The sequence below is a fragment of the Amycolatopsis orientalis DSM 40040 = KCTC 9412 genome (assembly GCF_000478275.1).
In the GTDB taxonomy this organism is placed as follows: domain Bacteria; phylum Actinomycetota; class Actinomycetes; order Mycobacteriales; family Pseudonocardiaceae; genus Amycolatopsis; species Amycolatopsis orientalis.
This window is the reverse complement of the sequence record NZ_ASJB01000055.1, coordinates 114,376-138,776: the sequence shown is the minus strand read 5'-3', so window position 1 is coordinate 138,776 and position 24,401 is coordinate 114,376. Positions and strand designations below refer to the sequence as shown.

Annotated in this window: 30 protein-coding genes; 14 read left to right on the top strand and 16 right to left on the bottom strand. The window is 69.9% G+C overall.

From position 1 onward, the window contains the following. Positions 1–12 precede the first annotated feature (12 nt). Genes L324_RS18430 through L324_RS18410 form a run of 5 tightly spaced genes read left to right on the top strand, consistent with a single transcriptional unit; the run spans position 13 to position 3,394 of the window. Positions 13–927 (top strand): NADP-dependent oxidoreductase, encoded by a 915-nt coding sequence (locus L324_RS18430; protein ID WP_037309585.1) that lies wholly within the window; start codon positions 13–15, stop codon positions 925–927. Continuing rightward, positions 924–1,484, top strand: a complete 561-nt coding sequence (locus L324_RS18425) for a putative glycolipid-binding domain-containing protein (RefSeq protein ID WP_037309582.1) — start codon at positions 924–926, stop codon at positions 1,482–1,484. The genes L324_RS18430 and L324_RS18425 overlap by 4 nt, the downstream gene beginning before the upstream one ends. Positions 1,485–1,532: 48 nt before the next feature. Then, positions 1,533–2,267 (top strand): ABC transporter ATP-binding protein, encoded by a 735-nt coding sequence (locus L324_RS18420; RefSeq protein WP_037309579.1) that lies wholly within the window; start codon positions 1,533–1,535, stop codon positions 2,265–2,267. After that, a complete protein-coding gene (locus L324_RS18415; protein ID WP_037309577.1) occupies positions 2,264–2,998 on the top strand; it encodes an ABC transporter permease in 735 nt (244 codons plus the stop codon). Before L324_RS18420 ends, L324_RS18415 begins: the two co-directional genes overlap by 4 nt. A 9-nt stretch (positions 2,999–3,007) precedes the next feature. Then, complete coding sequence (locus L324_RS18410; protein WP_037309574.1) at positions 3,008–3,394, top strand: PPOX class F420-dependent oxidoreductase; 387 nt, start codon at positions 3,008–3,010, stop codon at positions 3,392–3,394. A gap of 46 nt (positions 3,395–3,440) precedes the next feature. Here L324_RS18410 and L324_RS18405 read toward each other — a convergent pair whose 3' ends face one another. The 3 genes from L324_RS18405 to hisH form a co-directional block, all read right to left on the bottom strand. Next, positions 3,441–3,791 (bottom strand): DUF1330 domain-containing protein, encoded by a 351-nt coding sequence (locus tag L324_RS18405; RefSeq protein ID WP_037309571.1) that lies wholly within the window; start codon positions 3,789–3,791, stop codon positions 3,441–3,443. Positions 3,792–3,996: 205 nt separating this feature from the next. Further along, complete coding sequence (gene priA, locus L324_RS18400) at positions 3,997–4,734, bottom strand: bifunctional 1-(5-phosphoribosyl)-5-((5-phosphoribosylamino)methylideneamino)imidazole-4-carboxamide isomerase/phosphoribosylanthranilate isomerase PriA (protein WP_037309567.1); 738 nt, start codon at positions 4,732–4,734, stop codon at positions 3,997–3,999. A 103-nt stretch (positions 4,735–4,837) separates the two neighbouring features. Next, on the bottom strand, positions 4,838–5,458 hold the full coding sequence (gene hisH / locus L324_RS18395) for an imidazole glycerol phosphate synthase subunit HisH (RefSeq protein WP_037309564.1): 621 nt from the start codon (positions 5,456–5,458) through the stop codon (positions 4,838–4,840). A 135-nt stretch (positions 5,459–5,593) separates the two neighbouring features. Here hisH and L324_RS18390 point away from each other — a divergent pair, with 135 nt between their 5' ends. From L324_RS18390 to L324_RS18380, 3 genes are all read left to right on the top strand, one after another. Beyond that, a complete protein-coding gene (locus tag L324_RS18390; RefSeq protein WP_037309560.1) occupies positions 5,594–5,773 on the top strand; it encodes a hypothetical protein in 180 nt (59 codons plus the stop codon). A 72-nt stretch (positions 5,774–5,845) separates the two neighbouring features. Continuing rightward, positions 5,846–7,018: an acyl-CoA dehydrogenase family protein gene (locus L324_RS18385; RefSeq protein WP_037309558.1), complete on the top strand. Its 1,173-nt coding sequence runs from the start codon at positions 5,846–5,848 to the stop codon at positions 7,016–7,018. A gap of 42 nt (positions 7,019–7,060) precedes the next feature. Then, positions 7,061–7,729, top strand: a complete 669-nt coding sequence (locus tag L324_RS18380) for an NIPSNAP family protein (protein WP_037309557.1) — start codon at positions 7,061–7,063, stop codon at positions 7,727–7,729. Here L324_RS18380 and L324_RS18375 read toward each other — a convergent pair. From L324_RS18375 to L324_RS18365, 3 genes are read right to left on the bottom strand one after another with little or no spacing between them, the layout of a single operon-like run. Next, positions 7,715–8,143 (bottom strand): NUDIX hydrolase, encoded by a 429-nt coding sequence (locus tag L324_RS18375; RefSeq protein WP_037309553.1) that lies wholly within the window; start codon positions 8,141–8,143, stop codon positions 7,715–7,717. The genes L324_RS18380 and L324_RS18375 overlap by 15 nt on opposite strands. Positions 8,144–8,152: 9 nt before the next feature. Further along, positions 8,153–9,043 carry a transketolase family protein gene (locus L324_RS18370; RefSeq protein WP_037309549.1) on the bottom strand — a complete coding sequence of 297 codons (891 nt, stop codon included), beginning with the start codon at positions 9,041–9,043 and terminating at the stop codon, positions 8,153–8,155. A 4-nt stretch (positions 9,044–9,047) separates the two neighbouring features. Beyond that, complete coding sequence (locus tag L324_RS18365; protein ID WP_037309546.1) at positions 9,048–9,740, bottom strand: thiamine pyrophosphate-binding protein; 693 nt, start codon at positions 9,738–9,740, stop codon at positions 9,048–9,050. Positions 9,741–9,793: 53 nt separating this feature from the next. Here L324_RS18365 and soxR point away from each other — a divergent pair, with 53 nt between their 5' ends. Further along, entirely contained in the window at positions 9,794–10,255 is a 462-nt protein-coding gene (gene soxR, locus L324_RS18360) for a redox-sensitive transcriptional activator SoxR (protein ID WP_037309544.1), read from the top strand. Between the two features lie 46 nt (positions 10,256–10,301). Continuing rightward, positions 10,302–10,847: an RNA 2'-phosphotransferase gene (locus tag L324_RS18355; protein ID WP_037309541.1), complete on the top strand. Its 546-nt coding sequence runs from the start codon at positions 10,302–10,304 to the stop codon at positions 10,845–10,847. Between the two features lie 31 nt (positions 10,848–10,878). On the opposite strand, the gene L324_RS18350 is transcribed toward L324_RS18355, so the two are convergent. Further along, the gene (locus L324_RS18350) at positions 10,879–11,460 is read right to left on the bottom strand and encodes a TetR/AcrR family transcriptional regulator (RefSeq protein WP_037309540.1); all 582 of its coding nucleotides are present in this window, start codon (positions 11,458–11,460) and stop codon (positions 10,879–10,881) included. Between the two features lie 160 nt (positions 11,461–11,620). Between L324_RS18350 and L324_RS18345 the strand changes: the two genes are divergently transcribed. After that, positions 11,621–13,795, top strand: a complete 2,175-nt coding sequence (locus tag L324_RS18345) for an MMPL family transporter (protein ID WP_037309536.1) — start codon at positions 11,621–11,623, stop codon at positions 13,793–13,795. Between the two features lie 198 nt (positions 13,796–13,993). On the opposite strand, the gene ybiA is transcribed toward L324_RS18345, so the two are convergent. The 5 genes from ybiA to hisD all read right to left on the bottom strand — a co-directional run bounded on the left by ybiA (position 13,994) and on the right by hisD (position 17,986). After that, positions 13,994–14,632: a riboflavin biosynthesis intermediates N-glycosidase gene (gene ybiA, locus L324_RS18340; protein ID WP_235783566.1), complete on the bottom strand. Its 639-nt coding sequence runs from the start codon at positions 14,630–14,632 to the stop codon at positions 13,994–13,996. A gap of 58 nt (positions 14,633–14,690) precedes the next feature. Further along, on the bottom strand, positions 14,691–14,846 hold the full coding sequence (locus L324_RS43105) for a CG2302 family histidine operon protein (protein WP_162835868.1): 156 nt from the start codon (positions 14,844–14,846) through the stop codon (positions 14,691–14,693). Positions 14,847–14,967: 121 nt separating this feature from the next. After that, a complete protein-coding gene (gene hisB, locus L324_RS18335; RefSeq protein ID WP_007029930.1) occupies positions 14,968–15,567 on the bottom strand; it encodes an imidazoleglycerol-phosphate dehydratase HisB in 600 nt (199 codons plus the stop codon). After that, positions 15,564–16,664, bottom strand: a complete 1,101-nt coding sequence (locus L324_RS18330; RefSeq protein ID WP_037309532.1) for a histidinol-phosphate transaminase — start codon at positions 16,662–16,664, stop codon at positions 15,564–15,566. Before L324_RS18330 ends, hisB begins: the two co-directional genes overlap by 4 nt. Continuing rightward, complete coding sequence (hisD, locus tag L324_RS18325) at positions 16,661–17,986, bottom strand: histidinol dehydrogenase (protein ID WP_037309529.1); 1,326 nt, start codon at positions 17,984–17,986, stop codon at positions 16,661–16,663. Before hisD ends, L324_RS18330 begins: the two co-directional genes overlap by 4 nt. 84 nt (positions 17,987–18,070) lie before the next feature. Between hisD and L324_RS18320 the strand changes: the two genes are divergently transcribed. Further along, the gene (locus L324_RS18320; RefSeq protein WP_037309730.1) at positions 18,071–18,865 is read left to right on the top strand and encodes a carbon-nitrogen hydrolase family protein; all 795 of its coding nucleotides are present in this window, start codon (positions 18,071–18,073) and stop codon (positions 18,863–18,865) included. Here L324_RS18320 and L324_RS18315 read toward each other — a convergent pair. Then, a complete protein-coding gene (locus tag L324_RS18315; protein WP_037309525.1) occupies positions 18,813–19,301 on the bottom strand; it encodes an Lrp/AsnC family transcriptional regulator in 489 nt (162 codons plus the stop codon). The genes L324_RS18320 and L324_RS18315 overlap by 53 nt on opposite strands. Positions 19,302–19,370: 69 nt before the next feature. On the opposite strand from L324_RS18315, the gene L324_RS18310 reads away from it, so the two are divergent. Beyond that, positions 19,371–20,267: an SMP-30/gluconolactonase/LRE family protein gene (locus tag L324_RS18310; RefSeq protein ID WP_037309522.1), complete on the top strand. Its 897-nt coding sequence runs from the start codon at positions 19,371–19,373 to the stop codon at positions 20,265–20,267. A gap of 90 nt (positions 20,268–20,357) precedes the next feature. On the opposite strand, the gene L324_RS18305 is transcribed toward L324_RS18310, so the two are convergent. From L324_RS18305 to eccB, 3 genes are read right to left on the bottom strand one after another with little or no spacing between them, the layout of a single operon-like run. After that, the gene (locus L324_RS18305; RefSeq protein WP_037309519.1) at positions 20,358–21,014 is read right to left on the bottom strand and encodes a response regulator; all 657 of its coding nucleotides are present in this window, start codon (positions 21,012–21,014) and stop codon (positions 20,358–20,360) included. Beyond that, on the bottom strand, positions 21,011–21,733 hold the full coding sequence (locus L324_RS18300; protein WP_235783565.1) for a response regulator transcription factor: 723 nt from the start codon (positions 21,731–21,733) through the stop codon (positions 21,011–21,013). The genes L324_RS18305 and L324_RS18300 overlap by 4 nt, the downstream gene beginning before the upstream one ends. Before the next feature lie 14 nt (positions 21,734–21,747). Beyond that, positions 21,748–23,172 (bottom strand): type VII secretion protein EccB, encoded by a 1,425-nt coding sequence (gene eccB / locus L324_RS18295; protein WP_037309513.1) that lies wholly within the window; start codon positions 23,170–23,172, stop codon positions 21,748–21,750. 146 nt (positions 23,173–23,318) lie between these two features. On the opposite strand from eccB, the gene L324_RS18290 reads away from it, so the two are divergent. Continuing rightward, positions 23,319–24,392, top strand: a complete 1,074-nt coding sequence (locus L324_RS18290; RefSeq protein ID WP_037309511.1) for a type VII secretion protein EccE — start codon at positions 23,319–23,321, stop codon at positions 24,390–24,392. The last annotated feature ends 9 nt before the right edge of the window (positions 24,393–24,401 follow it).

The window sequence follows — 24,401 nt, the reverse complement described above, 5'->3', positions numbered from 1 at the left end:
GTTGTCGACGGCATGACGGACACCTACCGCGCCATCGCGTTCACCGAATACGGCGACTCCGGGGTCCTGCGTGTCCTCGAACGGGAGCTTCCCGAGCCCGGCCCGGGCCAGGTCCGGATCGCCGTCCGCGCCGCGGGCGTGAACCCGATCGACTGGAAGATCCGGTCGGGTCTCATGGCCGAGGTGTTCCCGACGACGTTCCCGGCCGTCCCCGGTGGAGACGTCGTCGACGCGGTCGGCGAAGGGGTGTCCGGCTTCGCCGCCGGTGACGAGGTCCTCGGAACCGGCATCGGCGGGTACGCGGAGTACGTCCTCGCGGATCCGGCGAAACTGACCCGCAAGCCCGAAGCGCTCTCGTGGGAGCTGGCGGCGGCGCTGCCCGTCGTCGTCGACACCGCCTATCGCGCCCTCAACCTGCTGAGCCTCGGCGAAGGCGAGACGCTGCTCATCGACGGCGCCGCGGGCGGTGTCGGCACCATCGCCGTCCAGCTCGCCGTCGCGCGGGGGCTCACCGTCGTGGGCACCGCGAGCGAAGCGAACCACGACTACCTGCGCTCACTGGGCGCCGTCCCGGTGCAGTACGGCGAAGGACTCGCCGCACGCGTAGGCGAAGTCGCGCCCCAGGGCATCGACGCGTCCTTCGACGCCTCCGGCCGGGGCTCGCTGGGCACCCTGGTCGAGCTGACCGGTGGACCGAAGCGCGTCGTCACCATCGCCGCGCCGGACGCGGCCGACCACGGCGTCCACTTCACCTCCGGGACGCCGTCGGAGCGGGTGCCCGGGGCGCTCGCCGAAGGTGCCGCACTCGCCGCCGAAGGCAAGCTCGACCTGCCGATCGCCCGGGTCTATCCGCTCGCCGAAGCGGCGGCCGCCCAGGACGAGAGCGAAGCGGGACACGTCCGCGGCAAGCTCGTCCTGGTGCCGTGAGCCTGCCGGCGGCGGCGAGCTGGCGGCATCAGGATTCGAGGACCGGTCTCGAGGTCGCGTTCTTCCAGGGCCACGAAGGCGGCTGGCGGATCAACGGTGCCACGACGGCTGTCGAGGACGGCGAATCCTGGTTCGTCGAATACTCGATCGCCGTCGACGCCGGCTGGCATACGCGCCGGGCGGAGATCTCCGGCCGGTCGGCCACCGGGACGCGGCGCACGGTGCTCGAAGCGGACGGCGGCGGGCGATGGTGCGTGGACGGTGTCCCTGATCCGCGCCTCGACGGCTGTTTCGACGTCGACCTCGAGTCGTCGTCGATGACGAACACGCTGCCGGTGCACCGGCTCGGCCTCGCCATGGGCGCCGCCGCGGAGGCACCGGCCGCGTACGTCCGGGCCGGTGATCTCGCCGTAGAGCGCCTGGAGCAGCGCTACGAGCGGATCGGTGACCGCGATTTCGCTTATACGGCACCGGCTTTCGCGTTCTCCTGCGTGCTGCGCTACGACGAGCACCTGCTGGTCGTCGACTATCCGGGCATCGCGGTCCGGCTGCCCTGAACCACGCCCTCTTGACGAGCGGTTCTCAACGGGCGCAGAATTAAACACATGGCTAATTCGGCGATCACCGTGACGGGCCTGCGGGTGGTCCGCGGCGGCCGCGAAGTCGTCAAGGACATCGGGTTCGAGACACCGCGCGGCCGCATCACCGGCCTGCTCGGCCCCAGTGGCTGCGGCAAGACGACACTGATGCGCTCGATCGTCGGCGTGCAGATCGTCGCGGGCGGCGACGTCACAGTGCTCGACCTTCCCGCGGGCAGCCCGCCGCTGCGGAGACTGATCGGCTACGCCACCCAGAACCCGGCCATCTACGCCGACCTCACCATCGCGGAAGCCTTGCGCTACTTCGCTTCCGTCCTCCGCGCGCCACTGTCCGATGTGGACAGAGTGATCGCCGAAGTCGGTCTCACCGATCACGCGGACAAGCTGGTCGGCTCCCTTTCGGGCGGCCAGCACAGCCGCGCCAACCTCGCCGTCGCCCTGCTCGGGAAGCCCGAGCTGCTCGTCCTCGACGAACCGACCGTGGGGCTCGATCCCCTGCTCCGCGACGAACTCTGGGCGCTGTTCCGCCGCCTCGCCGACGGCGGGGCGACGCTGCTCGTGTCGAGCCACGTCATGGACGAGGCCGCGCGCTGCGACCATCTCCTGCTCATGCGCGAGGGCCGGATCCTCGCCGACGACACCCCCGACAGACTGCGCGAACGCACCGGCACGGCCGATCTCGAGCAGGCCTTCCTGCGGCTGGTCCGCGCCGCGTCGAAGCCGGAGGTGACCCCGTCGTGAATCCCGCGCTGACCCTGGCCACGGCCCGCCGCATCCTCCTGCAGCTACGGCACGATCCGCGCACCGTCGCGATGCTGATCGTCGTCCCGTCCCTGCTGATGGTGCTGCTGCGCTTCGTCTTCAACTCCGAGCAGGTCTTCAGTCACGTCGCGCCGGCGCTGCTCGGCGTCTTCCCGTTCACGATCATGTTCCTGATCACCTCGATCACCACCCTGCGCGAACGCACCACGGCGACCCTGGAACGGCTGATGACCCTGCCGATCGGCAGGCTGGACCTGCTCTTCGGCTACGCGATCGCGTTCGGCTCGATCGCGATCGTGCAGGTCGCCGTCGCGGCCGGGATCTCGCTCGCCTGGCTGGGCCTCGACATCGCGGGCTCGATCGCGATGCTGCTGCTCATCGCCGTCCTCGACGCCCTGCTCGGGATGGCGCTCGGCCTGTTCGTGAGCGCGTTCGCGCGGACGGAGTTCCAGGCGGTCCAGTTCATGCCGCTGTTCGTGCTGCCGCAGCTCCTGCTGTGCGGGCTGTTCGTGCCGCGCGGCCAGATGGGCTGGCTGCTGAACCTGCTGTCCGACGTGATGCCGCTTTCGTACGCCGTCGAAGCGCTCACCCGCGTCACCACTTCGGGCACCGTGGACGCGACGCTGATCCGGAACCTGATCATCGTCGGCGCGTGCGCACTGGCCGCGCTGGTCCTCGGCGCGGCGACGCTGCGCCGCCGGACGCCCTAGACTCTCCACATGGGATCGGAGTTCGAGCGGCTCGCCGCCGAGAAGTACGTCGTCCTGACCACCTTCCGCAAGAACGGCACCCCGGTGCCGACCCCTATCTGGCTGGCGGGTGACGGCGGCGAACTGGTGTTCTGGTCCGAGCGGAAAGCGGGCAAGGTCAAGCGCATCCGCAACAGCGGCCGCGTCGAGGTCCAGGCCTGCGACCTCCGCGGCACCAAGACCCATGGCGCCGTCGTCGCGGGCGAGGCGCGGCTGCTGGACCTCGAGGAGACCGAACGCGCGCGCAAGGTGATCGCCCGGAAGTACGGGATCGTCGGGCAGGTGACCATGTTCTTCAGCAAGCTGCGGGGGCCGAAGGACCGGACCGTGGGGATCGCGGTCAAGCTGGCGGAATGACCTCGGTCTCGTGAGTGGTAATGAGGGTTCTAACCGTCATTACCACTCACGAGGCGTTTTGGTGGGCCCGCATGGCCGCCGCCATCGCCGCCGAGTCGTGGTCCGGTCCGCAGCCCTCGACCAGGATCAGGTCGCCCGGGATGTGGTCCGCCCGCAGATGCAGGATCTCCTGGTACGCGGGCGAGTCGTACCATTCGCGCGCGGCCGCGGCACTCGGGAACTCGATCATCACCAGCGTCCCCGGCCATTCGCCTTCGAGGACCTGGACCTCGGCTCCGTGCACGAGGAACTTCCCGCCGAAGGGATCCAGCGTGCCCTGGATCCGCTCCAGGTATTCGAAGACCTCTTCGGCCGTCACGGCGGGCGGGCGAAGGTGGGCGAGTCCGTACGCGGTCATGATGTCCCTCCAGGTTTTCGTTGTCCTGGAAGGAATCCTGGCCGAACGTGCGCGTGGCGTCGATTACCTGGGAGGTAAAGCCGGCCGTGAGGCTCGGCGTCACGGTTGTGCCCATGCCGCCTTGCCTCGCCTTGGCGGGTAGGCAAGGAGGCCTTCACGGCGCGGCGACATCGGCGGCGGGGTCGGTCCCGCCACGGTGTGAAGCTCAGAACTCCGCGACGGCCGCGAGTGCCTCGGGAAGGGTGAACGCCCCGGCGTAGAGCGCCTTGCCGACGATGGAGCCCTCGACGCCGTCGCGGGCCAGCGCGGCCAGCGCACGGAGATCGTCCACACTGGACACCCCGCCGGAGGCGATGACCGGCGCGTCGGTGCGGGCGGCGACCTCGCGGAGCAGCTCGATGTTCGGGCCCTGGAGGGTGCCGTCCTTGCTCACGTCGGTGACCACGTAGCGCTGCGCGCCGTCACGGTCGAGCCGGTCGAGGACCTCCCACAGGTCGCCGCCGTCCTGCGTCCAGCCGCGCGCGGACAGCCGGTGCCCGGCCTCGGTGATGCGCACGTCCAGCCCGATGGCGACGCGGTCGCCGAAGGACGAAACGACCTTCGCGGTCCACTCCGGGTCCTCCAGCGCGGCGGTGCCGAGATTGACCCGGCGGGCGCCGGTGGCCAGCGCGGCCTCCAGCGAGGCGTCGTCGCGGATGCCGCCGGACAGCTCCACCTGGACGTCCAGCTTGCGGACGACCTCGGCGAGCAGTTCACGGTTCGAACCCTTGCCGAACGCGGCGTCGAGGTCGACCAGATGGATCCACTCCGCCCCGTCACGCTGCCAGGCCAGCGCCGCCTCCAGCGGGCTGCCATAGGAGGTCTCGGTGCCGGCCTCGCCCTGGACGAGTCGCACGGCCTGGCCATCGGCCACATCAACGGCGGGAAGGAGCGTGAAAGTCACGGGCACACTCTATGACAGGCGATTACGGGATGCCCCCAAGGGCGCACCCCGCCACGGTCGTGAGTGGTAAGTGCGGTTAGAACGTCACTCAGCACTCACGAGGTCAGAGGGTGCCCAGCCAGTTGCGCAGCAGGTGCGCCCCGGCGTCCCCGGACTTCTCCGGGTGGAACTGCGTCGCCCACAGCGGCCCGTTCTCGACGGCGGCGACGAAGTCCTGGCCGTGGTGCGCCCAGGTCACCTTGGGCTGCTGCCCGGCGAGCCCGGAGTCCAGCTCCCAGGTCCGCGCCGCGTAGGAGTGCACGAAGTAGAACCGCGTGTCGGCGTCGAGCCCGGCGAAGAGCTGCGAGTCCTCCGGAGCGCGCACGGTGTTCCAGCCCATGTGGGGCAGGATCTCGGCCTCCAGCCGGTCGACCGTGCCGGGCCACTCACCGGTGCCCGCGGCCTCCTCGCCGTGCTCGACACCGCGTTCGAACAGGATCTGCATCACGACGCAGATGCCCAGCACGGGACGGCCGCCGGCGAGACGTTTGCCGATGATCTTCTCCCCCGACACCGAGAGCAGCCCCTCCATACAGGCGGAGAAGGCGCCGACACCGGGGACGACCAGGCCGTCCGCCTCGAGCGCGGCATGGGGATCGGCGGTGACCTCGACGTCCGCGCCGGCGCGCTGGACGGCGCGTTCGGCGGACCGGAGATTGCCGGACCCGTAGTCCAGGATCACCACACGAGGAGTAGCCACGCGTCCCAGGTTAGCGGACCGTATTTTCTCCGGATTCCACGTTTAACCCTTCACTCGTTCGGGTAGTAACCATGCCGAGTGAAAGGCCGGCGCAGGACCGCCTGCACTTCTGGAGGAACGATGCGGGACGCCGACGACCTGACCAGCCTTCTTCACGCCTGGCGCGAGGACATCGAGAGTGTCCCTTTCCCGACCTTCGCGGAGCTGCTGATCCCCGCGCAGAAGCAGCGCTCCGCCCCCGCCCGGACGGCCACGGCATCGGTTCAGGTGACGAAGACCACCGGATGGCGCGATCTCTGACACCCGACTCCGGTCGTGTGTGTGGTTTTCTTCGTAGAGCCACACCCCACCGAGCCGACCAGGAGTGACCGCATGAGCAGCAGCCCGGATCCGCGCGACTTCCTCGATCTCGACGCCGAACTCTCCGCGGAGGACCGGGCCATCCGTGACGCCGTGCGCGCGTACGCGCACGATCAGCTCCTGCCGAATATCGCCGAATGGTACGAAACGGGCGCCCTCCCCGCCGCCGAACTCGCGAAGGGCTTCGGTCAGTTGGGCCTCCTGGGCATGCACCTGGAGGGCTACGGCTGCGCCGGGACCAGCGCCGTCGCCTACGGCATCGCCTGCCGCGAACTGGAGGCCGTCGACTCCGGGCTGCGCAGTTTCGTCTCGGTGCAGGGGTCGCTGGCGATGTACGCGATCCACAAGTGGGGCACCGAGGAGCACAAGCGGGAATGGCTGCCGCGGATGGCCGCCGGCGAGGCGCTCGGCTGCTTCGGCCTGACCGAACCGGACGCCGGCAGCGACCCGGGCAGCATGCGGACCCGTGCGGTGCGCGACGGCTCGGACTGGGTGCTGAGCGGTACGAAGATGTGGATCACCAACGGCACCGTCGCCGACGTCGCGGTCGTGTGGGCGCAGACCGACGACGGTGTGCGCGGCTTCGTCGTCCCCACGGACACGCCGGGGTTCACCGCGAACGAGGTCAAGCACAAGCTGTCGCTGCGGGCCTCGCTGACCGCGGAACTCGTGCTCGACGGCGTCCGCTTGCCGGACTCGGCGGCGTTTCCCGAGGTCCGGGGGCTGCGCGGGCCGCTGTCCTGCCTGAACGAAGCGCGCTACGGGATCCTGTTCGGCGTCGTCGGCGCCGCGCGGTCCTGCTACGAATCCGCGCTCGAATACACGCTGAGCCGCGAACAGTTCGGCAAGCCGCTGGCCGGGTTCCAGCTCACCCAGCGCAAACTCGCCGACCTCGTCGTCGAGGTCAACCGTGCCGGGCTGGTGGCGCTGCGGATCGGACGGCTCAAGGACGCGGGCACGCTGCACCACAACCACGTCAGCTTCGGCAAGCTCGCCAACGTCCGGTCGGCGCTGGAGGTCGCCAGGACCGCGCGCGCCATGCTCGGCGCCAACGGGATCTCGCTGGAGTATCCGGTGATGCGGCATATGTCGAACCTCGAAACGGTGCTGACCTACGAAGGCACCGAAGAGATGCACGCGCTGTCACTGGGCCAGTCGGTCACCGGGCTCGCCGCCTTCCGCTGAGCCGCTCCGAAACTGTCGGTGGGCCCCTCTAGGGTCCGCCGCATGACCGATTCCGCCGAGTTCCAGTCCGTCGTCGAGCTGCGCCGGTACACGCTGCACCCCGGCCGCCGGGACGAGCTGATCGAACTCTTCGAACGCGAGTTCGTGGAAACACAGGAAGCCTGCGGGATGCGCTTGTTCGGCCAGTTCCGTGAGGTGGGCGAGCCGGACAAGTTCGTGTGGCTGCGCGGTTTCCGGGACATGGAGACCAGGCGGGCCGCGCTGGAGTCGTTCTACTTCGGACCGGTGTGGCGCGAACACGGTCCGGCGGCGAACGAGACGATGATCGACGCTTCCGACGTCCTGCTGCTGCGGCCGTCCGGGCCGGGATTCCCCGCTCCGGACGGCGCACCCGATTCACGGGTGCTGGTGACCATCTGCCATCCCACCGGGCCGGTGAAGGAGTTCTCCGAGTACTTCGCGGACACCGTGGCTCCGGCCCTGCGGGAGTCCGGTGTGGAGACCTTCGGCCACTTCGAGACCGAGCCCGCCGAGAACACCTTCCCCCGGCTGCCCGTGCGGGAGGACGAGACGGTGTTCGTCTGGTTCGCCAAGGCCGCCGAAGAACACCGGGAACTTCTCGACCGGACGGGTGCCGGACTCGCGAGCAGGCTCGAACGTCCCTGGCAGCGCTTGGAACTCACGCCGACCCCGCGATCACGCCTGCGCTGAAAGGAGGTCCGCCAGCCCATCCGGATAAAGGATCGCCCTGCCACTCGCCACGTCGGCCAGCGGCAGCCAGTGCACGCGTGCGCCCTCATCGAGGACGACGCCGACCTCGTCGCGCTCGTAGAACGCCTTGTCGGCCAGTTCGGCGGCGAACAGGAACACGATCTCGTGTCCCGGCCTGCCTTCGAAGGTGAACACGTTCTCCAGTACCGCGATCTGTTCGACGGCGGTCAGCTCCGCATCGAGTTCTTCTTTCAGTTCGCGGCGGACAGCCTCCGCCGCGGTCTCCCCGAACTCGATCCCGCCGCCGAGCGGCCGATGGTAGGTCTCCCCCTTGGCCTCGTCGCGGCCTTCGAACACGAGGAGGTCGTCACCACGGCGGACGACCGCGAGCGCGAGCGGGCGGATAGCGGGCATTCCCCGAACCTAGCGGAGGAATTCCTTGACCGACAAGGCGATGGACCCCGCGTCGAGACCGTGCGCGAGATCGTGGTCGGCCATCTCGCCGTAGATCCGCACCTCGGCCTCGCGCCGGACTCCGAGCGAGAGCAGGCGATGCGGCGTCCCGGACAACGCGTCCGAAACCGCGTGCGCCGACGTTCCCGCGAGGTAGGGCTCGATCAGCACGACGTCGGCGGTGCCCGCGGCGCCGACGGCCGACCGCAGCCCGGCGGCGTCGAACGGCCTGATCGTCGACGTGTACAGCACGGTCACGTCGAGATCGGCGGTCGCTTCCAGCGCCCGGTCGAGCATCGGCCCGACGGCCACCACGACGCCTCGGCCGCCTTCGCGCAGCGTCTGGAATCCCGCGCCCAGATGCGGTTCCGCGTTCTCCTGCGCGGAGAGCCGGAGGTAGACGCGCCCGTCGCCCGGGATGGATTCCAGCAGCAGCCGCCGCGCTTCTTCGGGGTGACCGGGCACGTGCACGGTCCAGCCGGGCAACGTGTCGATGAGGGCGACGTCCCCGGGCGCCTGATGCGTCCGCCCGGCGGTCGGCATGTCGTAGGAGGCACCCGAGGACACCAGCACGGCACCGGTGTCCTGGTGGCCGAGATCGAGTTTGACCTGCTCGAAAGCCCGCTCCACGAGGAACGACGAGAAGGTGTGGACGATCGGGCGCATCCCGGCCAGCGCCAGTCCGCCCGCGGTGCTCATCATCAGCTGTTCGCGGATGCCGACGCTGAGCACGCGGTCCGGATGTTTCCGCGCGGCGAAGGCGAGTTGTGCCGCGGAGATGTCGGCGAGCACGACGGCGACGTTCGGGTCGGCGTCGAGCACCTCGGCGGTGGCCTTGAGGAACGTTTCGCGCATGTCCACGGGTTCAGACCTTTCGCTCGACGGTCGCGACCACGGCGAGCGGCCGGTCCGGATGGGGTGCGATGAAGGCGGCGTAGAGGGCGTCGTGGTCCCGGCCGTCGACGGTACGGGTCGTCCAGCCCTCGACCTCGAATCGGCGCGCGATCCCGCCAGGCCAGCCATGGGTGGCCGAGGAGTTGTCGATGACGACAACGGTCAGCTGCGGCATGCCGATCCGGCCCGCGACCGCGATGGCCTCGGAGTTCGAGCCCTCGTCGAGTTCGGCGTCGCCGATCAGCGCGACGACCCTGGCGTCGCGGAATCCCTTGGCGCGCAGGCCGAACACGGTGCCGACGGCGATCGGGAGGCCGTGCCCGAGCGAGCCGCTGGAGATCTCGGCACCGGGCAGCCGCGCCCGGTCGGGATGGTGCCCGAGCCGGGATTCCGCCGAGGTCCAGCCGGCGAGTTCGTCCTCGTGGAGGAAGCCCTTCTTCGCCAGGACGGCGTAGTAGGCCATCGGGCCGTGGCCCTTCGACAGCAGGAAACGGTCGCGGCCGGGATCACGGAGGTTGTCGGGGGTGATGTCGAGCACGCGGTCGTAAAGCACCCACAGGACGTCCACAGTGGACTCGGCCGCGGCCTGGTGTTTCTCGTCCCCGGTCATCAACGAGATCAGTCTCGGCAGATCCTCGTAGCCGGTTTTCGTGTCGGTGGTCATGGAATCGAGCGTGCAACCTCGACTTAGGTCGAAGTCAAGGCTAGCCTGGCGACGTGACGAGACTGGCTGAACACCTGAGCATCGGGCAGGTCGCCGACCGCAGCGGCGTGCCCCATACCGCTTTGCGCTTCTACGAGGACAAAGGGCTGATCAGCTCGGAGCGCTCGGCGGGCAACCAGCGGCGGTATCCGCGTTCGGTGCTCCGCCGGATCGCCTTCATCCGGGCCGCGCAGCGGGTCGGTCTCAGTCTCGACGACATCAGCTCGGCACTGGAGACCTTACCGAAGGACCACGCCCCCACCAAAGCCGACTGGGCGCGGCTTTCGCGGGGCTGGCAGGACGAGCTCGACGCGCGGATCGACGCGCTGCAGCGGCTGCGCGACAGGCTGACCGGCTGTGTCGGCTGTGGTTGCCTGTCCTTGCGCAGCTGCGGGCTCTACAACGCCGACGACCAGATGTCCCGGTTCGGCCCCGGCGCGGGGAAACTGCGCCCGGCCGCCGAGGGCGGCATCTGAAATCCGTTGCCACGCGGGTGCCGGGTATGCGTCACTGGGACGCGAAATGGAAGAAAGACAGCTCATCCGAGTCTCGAAACGACTCTCCCGGCACCTGCGGCACGCGCCCGGTGACCTCGGTATCACCCTGACCCCCGACGGCTGGGTCGAAGTGGACATCCTCCTGGCCGCCCTGCGGCGCAACGGTCTGCACCTGACCAGGGCCCAGCTCGACGAAGTCGTGGCGGGCAACGACAAACAGCGGTTCGCCTTCGACGAAAGCGGGCTGCGGATCCGCGCCAGCCAAGGCCACAGCGTCGACGTCGACCTCGCGCTGCCCGCGGCCATCCCGCCGGACGTGCTCTATCACGGCACCGTGTCCCGGTTCCTGGACGCGATCCTGCGCGAGGGACTCCGGCCGATGAAGCGGCACGCCGTGCACCTGTCGGCGGACCCGGCCACCGCGCGGACCGTCGGGGCCCGGCGCGGTGTCCCCGTCGTGCTCACCGTCGATGCGCGAGCGATGGCCGGGGCGGGGCACGAATTCCAGGTGAGCGCGAACGGCGTCTGGCTCACCGCCGCCGTCCCGCCGGTGTTCCTGCGCCGCCCCTAGCGCAGGCGGTGCCCGCCTTGGCCCCCTCGCTTCACGCGGCGGGCCCGGAACGGCGGCGCGGGCGGTTGTAGAGCTTGCGGCCGACACTGAGGAGCGTTTCGCGCAGCGTCTCGTCGTCGAGCACGGCCACCTCGGGGGAACCGCCCGCGATGGCGATCCCCGCCAGCAGCACCTGCGCGGTCACGATCGCGGTGACGTCCGGATCCGGGCCGACCAGGATCTCCAGCAGCCGGTTCTTGAAGGTTTCCGAGCTGTGCACGGACTTCTCGATCGCGCGGGCGATACCGGGGTCGCTGGAGAACAACGCGACCAGCGCGCGGTGCCGCACCACGAGATCGACGAAACCGTCCAGCAGATGGTCGATCTGCGCGCCGCGGGTGCGCTGGGCGCGGGCGTCGTCGACGATGCCTTCCAGCTCGCGCAGCACCGGGTCGGCGACGGATTCGGTGATCTCCGCCTTCGTCTTGAAGTGGTAGTAGACGGCCGCCTTGGTGACGCCGAGGGCGTCCGCGATCATCTGCAGCGAGGTGCCTTCCACGCCGTGTTCGGTGAACAGCCGCAACGCCGTCTGGAGCAGTCGCGTGCGGGTGTCCTCCACGTGGACGACGTCCATGTTCCCTCCTCATTCAGCCGTCGGAGGCTACGCCAAGTGTAGGTCCACGGCCAACCGGGTACTAGCCGTGCGGCTAGTCACATACTTGCCGATCGGCTTGTTGGACCCTAGCCGATCGGCTAGCTTGGAATGAACCTGATCGAGTGAACGGGAGACTTTCGTGGCCAGCTTCCTTTACCGCCTGGGCCGGTTCTCGTTCCGGCGCCGGGCACTGGTGACGGCGGTGTGGGCCGCCGTCCTGGTCGCCCTCGGCGCGGGGGCCCTGACCCTGTCCGGCCAGCTTTCGAACTCGGTGACCATCCCCGGCACCGAGTCGCAGAAGGCGATCGACCAGCTCGCGGACCGGTTCCCCGAGGCGGCCGCCGGCGGCGCGACCGCGCGGGTGGTCATCTCGGCCCCCGGCGACATCACCGACGCCGCCGGGCAGGCGACGATCACCCGTCTCGTCGCCGGGCTCAAGAACGCGCCGAAGGTCGCCGGCGTGGTCGACCCGCTGCAGATGCAGGCGATCTCCCCCGACAAGCATGTGGCGCTGGCGCAGGTCAGCTACCGCGTGCCCGGCTTCGAACTGACCGACGCCGACCGTGCGGGCCTGATGGCCGCGGCGGATCCCGCCAAGGCCGCCGGGTACACCGTGGAGTTCGGCGGTGACGCCGTCCAGGCGATGCCCGCGACGAACGCCACCGAAGGCCTCGGGGTCGCCGTCGCCGCCGTCGTCCTGATCATCACCTTCGGCTCGCTGCTCGCGGCCGGGATCCCGCTGCTGACCGCGCTCATCGGGGTCGGCATCGGCATGGCGGGGATCACGACGGCGTCCGGTTTCCTCGAACTGAACACGAACACACCGGTGCTCGCGCTGATGATCGGCCTCGCCGTCGGCATCGACTACGCGCTCTTCATCGTCTCCCGCTATCGGCACGAACTCGGTATCGGCCGCGATCCGGAGGAGGCCGCCGGACGCGCCACCGGCACGGCAGGCTCCGCTGTGGTGTTCGCCGGGCTGACCGTGATCATCGCGCTGGCCGGCCTGACCGTCGTCGGCATCCCGTTCCTCGGCGAGATGGGCATCGCCGCGGCGATCACCGTCGCCATCGCCGTCGTCATCGCGCTCACCCTGCTGCCCGCCATCCTCGGTTTCGCCGGCGGCAAGCTCGCGGGCGGCAAGATCCGCCTGCGCCGCAAGGAAGGCGCGACGACACACGGCGAACGCTGGGCGCGTTTCGTGGCCCGCCACCGGATCCCGGTGCTGATCGCCGCGATCGCCGGACTCGCGATCGTCGCCGTCCCGGCCGCGAGCATGCAGCTCGGCCTACCGAACGACAGCACCGCCGCGCCGGACAGCACCCAGCGCAAGGCCTACGAAACCGTCAGCCGCAGCTTCGGCGAGGGCGCCAACGGCCCGCTGGTGATCGTCGTCGACCTCGGTGGCAGCACCGACCGGCAGGCCGCGCTCCAGCAGGCCGCGGCCGGGATCAGCGGACTCAAGGAACGCCCGATCGTCACGCCGCCGAAGGTCAACCGCGGCGGTGACCTGGCGCTGCTGACCGTCATTCCGAAGAGCGGTCCGAGCAGCACCGCGACCGAAGACCTCGTCAGCGACATCCGCGGCCTGAACGCCGGACTGGGCACGGCCACCGGCGCGTCGCTGGCGGTGACCGGCCAGACCGCGGCCAACATCGACGTCTCGGAGAAGCTCGCCGACGCGATGCTGCCCTACCTCGCGCTCATCGTCGGGCTCGCGTTCCTGTTGCTGATGCTGGTGTTCCGCTCGGTCGTCGTCCCGCTCAAGGCGACGCTGGGCTTCCTCGGCTCGGTGGTCGCGACGTTCGGCGCGGTGGTCGCGGTGTTCCAGTGGGGCTGGCTCACCGATCTGCTCGGGGTGAAGACGACCGGGCCGATCATGAGCATGCTGCCGATCCTGCTGATCGGTGTGCTGTTCGGGCTCGCGATGGACTACCAGGTGTTCCTGGTGACGCGGATGCGGGAGGAGTACGTCCACGGCGCCGATCCGCAGCAGGCGATGGTGACCGGTTTCCGGCACGGCTCCCGGGTCGTGGTCGCCGCGGCGCTGATCATGATCAGCGTGTTCGCCGGATTCGTCCTCGCGGAGTCCGCGCTGATCCAGTCGATCGGGTTCGCACTGGCCTTCGGGGTGCTGGTGGACGCGTTCGTGATCCGGATGACCATCGTGCCGGCCCTGATGTCGCTGCTCGGGCGTGGCGCCTGGTGGCTGCCGAAGTGGCTGGACCGCGTGCTGCCGGACGTCGACGTCGAAGGCGAGAAGCTCACGAAGCAGCTCGACACCCCTGACGAACGGGAGCTGGTCCGGAGCTGAAGGACGCTTTCCCCGCTTCCGCATTTAGTCCACTAATTGCGATGACCGGCGTGAGGGGTGTGTGGATTTAGGGACATTGAACGTCCCTAAATCCACACACCCCTCACCAGTGGTAACAGCCAGCCACAGCGAGTGACCATGACCAGCCGGTCGAACAGCGCGCCGCCGAGGCATGCCGTGAAACCACCTGCTCCAGGATCATCCTGTTCCCCTCCGCCACGGATCGTGCCCGGATACTGACAGCGGGCGGGTGCCCTGAAGGGCAGGAGAGCGGGCCGTCTCCGGTGCGAGTTTCGTCCTTGCTTCACCAAGGGCGAAGCCGAGGAGGTTCAGGCCACGCCAGTGCTCGGCGTTCTCCACCCGCGGATTGTCGGCGGCGAGACCGATCCCCCAGATCGTGTCCAGTGGGCTGGCTTCGACCAGCACGCGGTTCTTCGTGCCGAGCAGGAAGTCACGCAGTTCCGGATGCTGCCCGAACTTCGCGACGGTTCCGTCGAGGACGATGCCGTAGCGCTCGTCTTCCCAGTGGCTCTGCTCGAATCCCCGCACTTCCCGGCCCAACGCCTTGGCTTCACGCGGATGCCGGGCGCGGAGGATTCGCGCGGCGCTCTCGGCGTCGTCGAACAGGACGGCTTTGCGCCACATCATGTAATGCTCGGCCGTCGAGAAGGTTCCGCCGTCGACGGTGAACCGGGCGGGCCACCACTGGCTGAAGCATTCCGGCCCGATCGTGCCGTCACGCCGGGGCTGATGGCCCCAGAAGAACAGGAACTTGACGCGGTTCCCGGCTCGCTGGAGCCGGACGACCTCGTCGACCGAGCGCGGGTTCAGGGGCATGCGCGCAAGCATGCTCGCCCCTCGACCCGGCGCGCACGCGATTTACCGGACGGCGGCCTCAGGCCAGCCAGGCGATGGCGCCGCCGATCGCGAGGAGGGCGGCAAGGCCCAGCACGACGGCCAGGAACTTGACGCTCTTCCAGGTCGCGTAGACGCCGCCGATCAGGAAGCCGCCGAGCGCGAACAGCAGCACGGCGATGGTCGAGTTGCTCACGCGGCCACCTTGCCACACCCGCGCGCCCGAGCCCCCGACGCCCCCGGCTGCCCTCGCGTTTCGTCCTCTGGATGCGGTCCTTGCGCGTGCAACTACCGCATCCAGAGGACGAAACGCATGACTAGAGGACGCCCTTCGTGGACGGGATGCCGCCCGCGCGGGGGTCCGGCTCGGTGGCCGCACGCAGAGCGCGCGCGACGGCCTTGTACTCCGCCTCGGCGATGTGGTGCGGGTCCCGGCCGTGCAGGACCCGCACGTGCAACGCGATCTGGGCGTGGAACGACAGCGAGTCGAACACGTGCCGCGTGAGCACGAACGGGTAGTTCCCGCCGATGGTGAAGCTGTTGAACTGCTCCGGCTCACCGAGGTGCACGCAGTACGGGCGGCCGGAGACGTCGATCGCGGCGTGCGCGAGGGTTTCGTCCATCGGGATCCACGCGTCGCCGAACCGGCGGATGCCGCTCTTGTCGCCCAGCGCCTGCCGCAGCGCCTGGCCGAGCACGATCGCGGTGTCCTCGACGGTGTGGTGCGCGTCGATGTGCACGTCACCGGTCGCCTGCACCTTCAGGTCGAGCGAGCCGTGCACGCCGAACGCGGTGAGCATGTGGTCGTAGAACGGGACACCGGTGTCGATCTCCACCTGCCCCGTGCCGTCCAGGTCGAGCTGGACCGAAATGGACGATTCCTTGGTGGTGCGGTCCACCTTGCCGACGCGACTCATCGCGGCACCTCCTTGCTGGCCTCGAGAAAGGCGTCGTTCTCTTCCGGCGTACCGATGGTCACCCGCAGATGCCCTTCGATGCCGACGTCCCTGATCAGCACGCCGTTGTCCAAATAGGACTTCCAGGTCGCGGGCGCGTCCGCGAAGCGTCCGAAGAGGACGAAGTTCGCGTCACTCGGGACCGGGGTGAAGCCCAAGCCCAGCAACGATTCCACCACCCGGTCACGTTCGGCCGCGAGCTTGGCGACCGAAGCCAGTGTCGCGTCCGCGTGCCGCAGTGCCGCCCGAGCGGCGGCCTGCGTGAGCTTCGAGAGGTGGTACGGCAGGCGCACCAGCTGCAGCGCGTCGACGATCGCGGGCGCGGCCGCGAGATACCCGAGCCGCCCGCCCGCGAAGGCGAATGCCTTGCTCATCGTGCGCGACACGATCAGCCGCGACGGGTACTCCTCGATCAGCTCGACGGCGCTCGGCTGCGACGAGAACTCCGCGTACGCCTCGTCGACCACCACGATGCCCGGCGCGGCTTCGACCAGCCCGCGCAGCTCACCGAACGGGATCGACCCGCCGGTCGGGTTGTTCGGGCTGGTCACGAAGACGACGTCCGGACGGCGTTCGCGCACCAGCGCGGCCGCCTTTTCGGTGTCGAGGGTGAAATCGTCGCGGCGCGGCACCGGCAGCCAGTCGGTGCGGGTGCCCGCCGAGATGATCGGGTGCATCGAGTACGACGGCTCGAAGCCCAGCGCCGAGCGGCCGGGGCCGCCGAAGGCCTGCAGGATCTGCTGCAGGATCTCGTTGGACCCGTTGGCGGCCCACACGTTCGACTCCGAGAGCAGCACGCGGGTGGAGACCGCGAGGTAATCCGCGAGGTCCTGCCGCAGCGCGACGGCGTCGCGATCCGGGTAACGGTGCAGTGAAGCGGCCTCGGCGCGGACGGCTTCGGCGACGTCCGCCACCAGCTCGTCCGGCGGCGGATACGGGTTTTCGTTGGTGTTGAGCCGGATCGGCACGTCCAGTTGCGGCGCGCCGTACGGGGTCTTGCCCCGCAGGTCCTCCCGCAACGGGAGCGAGTCGAGCGTGATCTCCTCGCCGATGGTCATGCCCGCTCCCCCTCGAACCGCGCCGTGATGGCCTCGCCGTGCGCGGGCAGGTCCTCGGCGTTGGCCAGTGCGACGACGCGGCCGGCGATCTCGCGCAGCGCGTCCTCGTCGTAGTCGATGACGTGGACGCCCTTGAGGAAGCTCTGTACCGAAAGGCCCGACGAGTGCCGCGCGAACCCGCCGGTCGGCAGGACGTGGTTCGATCCGGCGCAGTAGTCGCCGAGCGAGACGGGCGCGTAGGCCCCGACGAAGATCGCGCCGGCGTTGCGCACGCGAGCGGCGACCTCCCGCGCGTTCGCGGTCTGGATCTCCAGGTGCTCGGCGGCATAGGCGTCGACGACCCGGATCCCGTCGTCCACGCCTGCCACCAGGATGACGCCGGACTGCTTGCCGCTCAACGCCTCCGTCACGCGCTCGGCGTGCTTGGTCGCGGCGACGCGGCCGGTCAGTTCCTTGTCGACCGCGTCCGCGAGTTCCTCGGACGTGGTGACCAGCACGCTCGCGGCGAGCGGGTCGTGCTCGGCCTGGCTGATCAGGTCGGCGGCGACGTGCACCGGGTCGGCGGTCTCGTCGGCGAGGATCGCGATCTCGGTCGGGCCCGCTTCGGAGTCGATGCCGATGATCCCGCGCAGCAGCCGTTTCGCCGCGGTGAGGTAGATGTTGCCCGGCCCGGTGACGATGTCGACCGGTTCCAGCGTCGTACCGTCGGTGTCGGTGCCGCCGTACGCCAGCAGCGCCACGGCCTGCGCGCCGCCGACGGCCCACACCTCGTCGACGCCGAGCAGTGCGGCGGCGGCCAGGATCGTCGGGTGCGGAAGCCCGCCGAACGCGGCCTGCGGCGGCGAGCACACCACGAGCGTGCCGACACCGGCGATCTGCGCCGGGACGACGTTCATCACCACGGTCGACGGGTACACCGCGAGCCCGCCCGGCGCGTACAGCCCGACACGCTCGACCGGGATCCAGCGCTCGGTGACGGTGCCGCCGTCGACGACCTCGGTCGTGACGTCCTGACGGCGCTGATCGCCGTGGACCTTCCGCGCGCGGACGATCGCCTCCTCCAGCGCCTCGCGGACGGCGGGGTCGAGGTTCTCCAGCGCGCTGGTGAGTTCCGAGGCGGCGACCCGCACCCCGGCGGGACGGACCTTGTCGAACTTCTCGGTGTACTCGAGAACCGCCTCGACGCCGCGCTCGCGGACCGCCTCGACCACCGGCCGTACGTGATGCAGCGCCGCGTCCACGTCGTACTCGGCACGCGGGAGCGTGCGCCTGAGTTCGGCAACGGACGGGACCTGTCCACGCAGGTCGGTACGGTTCAGCATGGCTCAAGGGTACGAGGTGGCCGGATCGCGCCGAGCAGGCACACTGGGGTGGTGACCAGCGATCCCACGATGAGGGAGGCCGCCGTGCCGCGAATCGCGTTGTGCCAGCTCACAGCGGCCGAGGATCCCGAAACGAACCTGAAGCTGATTCGCGAAGGTGTGGCGGCCGCGGTGGACGGCGGCGCGCGGCTCGTGGTCTTCCCCGAGGCGTCGATGGCGCGTTTCGGCGTCCCGCTGAAACCTCTCGCGCAGCCGCTGAACGGGCCGTGGGCGTCCACTGTGGCGTCCATCGCCGAAGAGCACGGCGTCGTGATCGTCGCGGGCATGTTCACGCCGTCGCCCGACGGCCGCGTGCGCAACACGGTGCTCGTCACCGGCGGCGGGCATCACCTCGGCTACGACAAGATCCACCTGTACGACGCGTTCGGGTTCGCCGAATCCGACACGGTCGCACCGGGGACGGCGCCGGTCACGTTCGAGGCCGAGGGGGTCACGTTCGGCGTCGCGACCTGCTACGACATCCGGTTCCCAGAACTGTTCCGGAAGCTGGCCGAGGAAGGCGCCGACATCGTCCTCGTGCCGACGTCCTGGGGCGCGGGCGAGGGCAAACGCGAGCAGTGGGAGGTGCTGGTGCGCGCTCGCGCGCTCGACTCCGGCTGCTGGGTCGTCGGCTGCGGGCAGGCCGACCCGGCCGCGAGCGGGACGCGGGTGAACCCGAAGGCGCCGACCGGGGTCGGTCACTCCACGGTGTCCGACGGCTTCGGGCGCGTCCACACCCAGCTGGGCGCGGGACCGGAGACGGTGGTCGTCGACCTCGATCCGGCGATCAGCGCGAAGGCGCGGGCGGCGACGGGGGCGTTGGCGAACCGTCGCCTTTGACGTCGACCGAGCGCTCGAAAAAGGACTCGAGCACCACGATCGTCTGCGTTCCGGTGACGCCTTCGATGGCGTACAGCCTGCGCAATGACGCCTGCAGTTCCTCGGTGGTCGGCGTGCGGACCTTCACCAGCAGCGAAGCCGGTCCCGCGATGATGTGCGCCTCCACGACCTCCGGCAACGCCTCCAGCGCGGCCTTGGTCGGCGAATCGCCCATCCAGGACTTGGCCTCGACCAGCACGAACGCCATCACTCCCCGGCCGACCGCGGCCGGGTCGACGTCGACGGTCGTGCGCCGGATGACGCCCTGCTCCCGCAGTTTGCGGACCCGTTCGTGCGCGGCGCCCGCGGACAACCCGACGGCCTTGCCGAGCGCGGCGTACGCCTGAGTCGCGTCCTGCTGCAGCTCGGTCAGCAGCATGCGATCTACGTCATCCATGTGTTGACCATATCAAGTTCAGCGTTACATGCTTTGGGCAAGATGTCATACAGAGTGACTGGGGTTTCCATGGACAAGGTCAAGGCACGTTTCGAGGTTCTCGACGAGCGGTTCGCCCGCGTCAACGGCGACGAGTGGATGCAGCGGCTGCACACCGGCTGCCGCTGGACCGAGGGGCCCGCCTACTTCCCCGCCGGCCGGTACCTGGTCTTCAGCGACATCCCGAACGACCGCGTGCTGCGCTGGGACGAGACCACGGGCGCGGTCGGCGTGTTCCGTGAGCCCGCCGGGTTCCACAACGGGCACACGGTCGACCGGCAGGGCAGGCTCGTCAGCTGCGAACAGGGCAACCGCCGGGTGACACGCACCGAGCACGACGGGAGCACCACCGTGCTCGCGGAGACGTATCAGGGCAAGAAGTTCAACAGTCCCAACGATGTCGTCGAGTCCTCGGACGGCGCGATCTGGTTCACCGACCCCAGTTACGGGATCGACAGCGACTACGAAGGCCACCAGGCCGAAAGCGAGATCGGCGCCTGCCACGTCTATCGCGCCGACCCGGTGGACGGCTCCGTGCGGATCGTCGCGGACGACTTCAGCCGCCCCAACGGGCTCGCCTTCTCCCTCGACGAGTCACTGCTCTACATCGCCGACACCCGGCAGAACCCCAGTCACCTCAGGGTGTTCTCGGTGGACGGCGGGCGGCTTTCGGGCGGCGGGATCTTCGCGACCTGCGATGCAGGCGGTTTCGACGGCGTTCGCGTGGACGCGGCGGGCCGGGTGTGGGCCGCTGCGCACGACGGCCTGCATTGCTTCGCGCCTGACGGAACGCGGATCGGGAAGCTGCACGTGCCCGAGGTCTGCTCGAACCTGACCTTCGGCGGGCCGCGTCGGAACGACCTGTTCGTCACCGCGTCGAGTTCCGTGTACACGCTGCGGGTGAACTTCTCCGGACCCCGCGTTTAGTCCTCTGGATGCGGTGCTTGCGCGGGGCAACTACCGCATCCAGAGGACGAAATGCATGGGTGACTGGCGCTTGGGTGGCTAGCGCAGGGGCTAGCGCAGCAGGCCTTCGCGGATCGCCACCCGGACGAAGCCGGCCCGCCGCCGTTCCCCGGTCTTGTCCCGGATCCGGTCGAGGTAGGACCGCACGGTCCGCACGCTGATGTTCAGGATCTCCGCCACGTCGACGTCGCGTTCGCCCGCCGCGACCAGCCGCAGGACCTGCTTCTCCCGTTCGGACAGCACGATCTTCGGACCGGCGTGCCGGTCTTCGCTGTCCTGGATGATCATTCCGGCCAGCGTCGGCGACACGTACGCGTTGTCGTCGGCGATGGTGCGGATGGCGCGCAGGAGTTCGTCGCCGTCGACGTCCTTGGACAGGAAACCCTTCGCCCCGGCCTGCATGGCGCCCAGCACCTCGGGTTGCTCGGCGTGCGCGGACACCACGAGCACCTTGTGGCCCATCTGCCCCACTTCGAGCACCGCGGCGGCGTCCTGGACGCCGCGCAGCTTCAGGTCGAGGACGACGACGCTGCCCGGAGGCTGCTCCTGGACGGCGAATCGCGCGACCGAGTCGGCGACGGCGCCCAGCGCGATGTCGGGCGCTTCGGTGAGGACACGTGCGACGGCGTCCCGGTACAGCGGATGATCTTCGATCACCCCGACGTTGATCGGTGTGGTGCGTTTCGGCTGCTGCTCGTCTGCGTTCACCGGCGTCCTTCGAATCCGCCCGCGTCGTCGCGGGGCGCGACCGGCCGAGACGGGCCGGGCACCTCCGGCGGAGACGCGAGCCCGAGCTGGATGGCCTTGCGGACCAGACCGGCCCGCCTTCTTTCTCCGAGTTTGTCACGGATCCGGTCCAGGTAACCGCGGACCGTCCGGACCCCGATCCCGAGGATGCGGGCGATGTCGACGTCGCGTTCGCCCGCCGCGACCAGCCGCAGTACCTGCTTCTCCCGTGCCGACAGCGCGACGTCCGGGGCCGGCACGGGACGGTCGGCGTTGTCCTTGATGATCATTCCGGCCACCACCGCCGAGACGTAGGCCCGCCCCTGCGCGACCGTCCTGATCGCGATCAGGAGTTCCTCCACGTCGACGTCCTTGGACAGGAAACCCTTGGCACCGGCGGCGATCGCGCCGAGCACCTGTTCGGACTCCGCCTGCGCGGACACCACGAGCACGTGATGTCCCAGTTCGCAGACCTGGAGCACGGCGGCCGCCCCGGCGATCCCCGGCAGGCCGAGGTCGAGCAGCACCACGCTGCCGGGCGGCTGCGGGTGCACGTGGAACCTGGCGACCGAATCGACGACCGCGCCCAGTTCGATCCCCTCCGCTTCGGTGAGGACCCGGACCACGGCGTGCCGGTACAACGGATGGTCTTCGATCACCGCGACGTCGACCCGGTCGGTCTCCGGCCTGTCTTCAGTCATCTGCACGTTCCCGCTCACCCCGTCCCACCCGCCGCGGACACCGTGCGGCCGGCCTGCGCCGGATCCAGCGCGGGTCCCCGCGGTACCAGTGCCAGCAACCCATTCGGAACCGGTTGCCGTTCGGCTTGGCCGTAACCGAGGGAAGCGAGGGCCTCGGTGCTCGCCACCGGGTACTTGAACCCCGTGTCGGTCACGACGTAAACCGTGCCGGAACCTGATTCCGTCACCACCGCGCCTCCTGACGGAGGCACGAAAACCTCGTCGGCGACCAGCGCGTCCGTCCGCGCCGTCACCGGGATCGCCTTCGCACCTTGCGGCAAGGGGACCTGCGCGGAGATAACGATTCGAGAACCCTGTGCGCATAACGTCACGGACTGTCCGGTAACGGGCGCTTTTCGCGGGATCCGGTCCGGATACTCCGCGGGATCGGCCCCGCCCGCCCTCGCCGTGCCGACCTTCGGCACCGCGGCGACGTCGGCCGCGCGCACCGCGACGGGGGCCGGGACGCCGTTGTAGGCATCCGCGTTCTGCGGCGTGTTGAGCACCAGGCTCGCCTCGGTCTGGCCGATCGGTTCGAGCCCGTCGGCGCGGACGAGGTAGTACGACGTCGCGTCGCCGGGTGACGCCATCGCGTCGATGACGCCGAGCACCGAACCGACCTTCGTCGCGGTGTCCCCGACCCGCGGGCCCGGTCGTCCGGCGTCCTCGATCGCGCGGTAGGCCAGATCGCGTCCGGCGGCGACGGTGCCGATCCAGCGCGACGAGACCGCGATCGCCGGATAGGTGTCGAACTGCAGGGCCGCGGCGGCCTCCGGGGTGAGCTTGTAGCGGCGCCCGGCCGTCACGAGATAGCGCTCTCCCTCGGGGACGCGGACCACGACGGCCTGGTCCTTCGGCAGGTCGATCCCGGCGGCGGGCGCGCCGAGGAGCACCGTCGTCGCCGGTTCCGCCGACGCCGGCGCGTCCTGGGTCGTGCGCGAGCAACTGGTCCACGGCGTGGTCACCAGCGCGGCTTTCGCGGGCAGCGAATCGGGGGCGCCGGGAATGCCGATCTGCGCACCACGCGGCGCCTTCGCGAGTTTGTCCGCGGGGACGGTCACGGTGGCTTCGCCGTTGCCACCGGCCATCAGCCGCGCGGAGGCGTAGTTGAGCACCGGATGCAGCGCGCCGTCCTGGCCGAGGATGTACCGCGCGCCGGTGTCCTCCTCGACGATCACCTTGCCGCCCGCCAGCCAGTCCTTACCGCCGGAAGGGTTCAGCAGGCCGATCACGCCGAACACCGCGGTGATCAGCAGGGCGACGCCGAGACCGCACAAGGTCCCGATGACCAGTCTGCGGCTCGGGGCGACCGGGTGGTTGGCGTCTGCCGAGACCAGGGCCGAAACCAGTCTCCTGCGGAGGAATTGGTAAGCCTGGATCTGGTCCCGCTGCGTCCACACGCTCCCGTCCCCCGCCGTTCGTAACCGCCCCGATCGAGGGTGCTCACGTTAGGTTCCGACCCGGTTCGCGGTGAGGGTAATTTTTACGCCCTCGCGCGCGCGAGAGCGCACTACCGTCGGGCGCGTGCACGGAGGAGGGGAATTCCTTGTCGGTTGAAGCCCCGGTCCGCCCGGTCCCGGATCAGGCGCCCGCGCGCGGCCCCGCCGGTGCGGCGCCGCTGCCCTGGCTGCTGCCGATCCGCCCGCTCCAGGCGGCGCTCTGGGAGATCGCCGGGATCGCCGTGCTGCTGGCCTTCACCGTCGACGGGATCCCGCAGGCGGCGCGGATCAGCATCACCGCGGCCGCCGGTGTCCTCGTGCTGACGACGTCGATCCGCTTCGCCGGACGGCATGCCGCGGGCTGGCTGTTCACCTGGGCCGGTTACCGGTTGAAGCGCCGCGCCAAGGGCGAAGTCCCCGATCCGCTGCACCGGCTCGCCGGTCCCGTCCGGGTGCGCCAGCACGTCGACCGCGCGGGCAACCGGTTCGGGGTCGCCGAGGTCGGCGACGGCTGGAGCGCCATCGTGCGGCTCACCCCCGGTGCGATGGAACCCGGCCCCGAACTGCTGGTCGACATTCTGCGCGAGGCCTACGCGGGTACCGGGATCCCGTTGTCCAGCGCGCAGTTGCTGACCTGGACCGTCCCCAATGGACAGTCGCTGCTGCGGGTCCGCTGGCTCACCGTCCGGTACCGGCCAGAGGACGCGCCGATCGCGGCGCTCGCCCGCGGTGGCGGCGAACTCGGCGCGTTGAGGAGCACCGCCTGCGCGGCGCTGTCGCTGATGGGGTCGCTGGCGGAAGCCGGATTCGAGAGCACCGTGCTCGAAGCCGGTGAGGTGGCGGAGGAACTGCGCGTCGCGCTCGGCAGCGGCCGGGACGCGCCCGTGCACGGCTGGCGCTCCTGGGACTGGGGTGGCGCGTCGCAGGTCTGCTACCGGCCACGGTCGGAGCGGGATCTCGCGCGGACGCTGGATCTTCACGTACCCGGCTCGGCGTTCACCGCGACTTCGTACACGCTGCGCCGTACCCCTGGCGGGCGGGAGAGGTCCGAGGTGACCATCCGGGTCGGCGGGCGGCCCGGAGCGGAGCCGGTGCGGCCGAAGGGGATCGCGGTGATCCCGTTGCACGGACGGCACGCGGCGGCGGTCCGGCGGACCCTGCCGCTGGCGCTGGAGGACTGAGGGGACGGT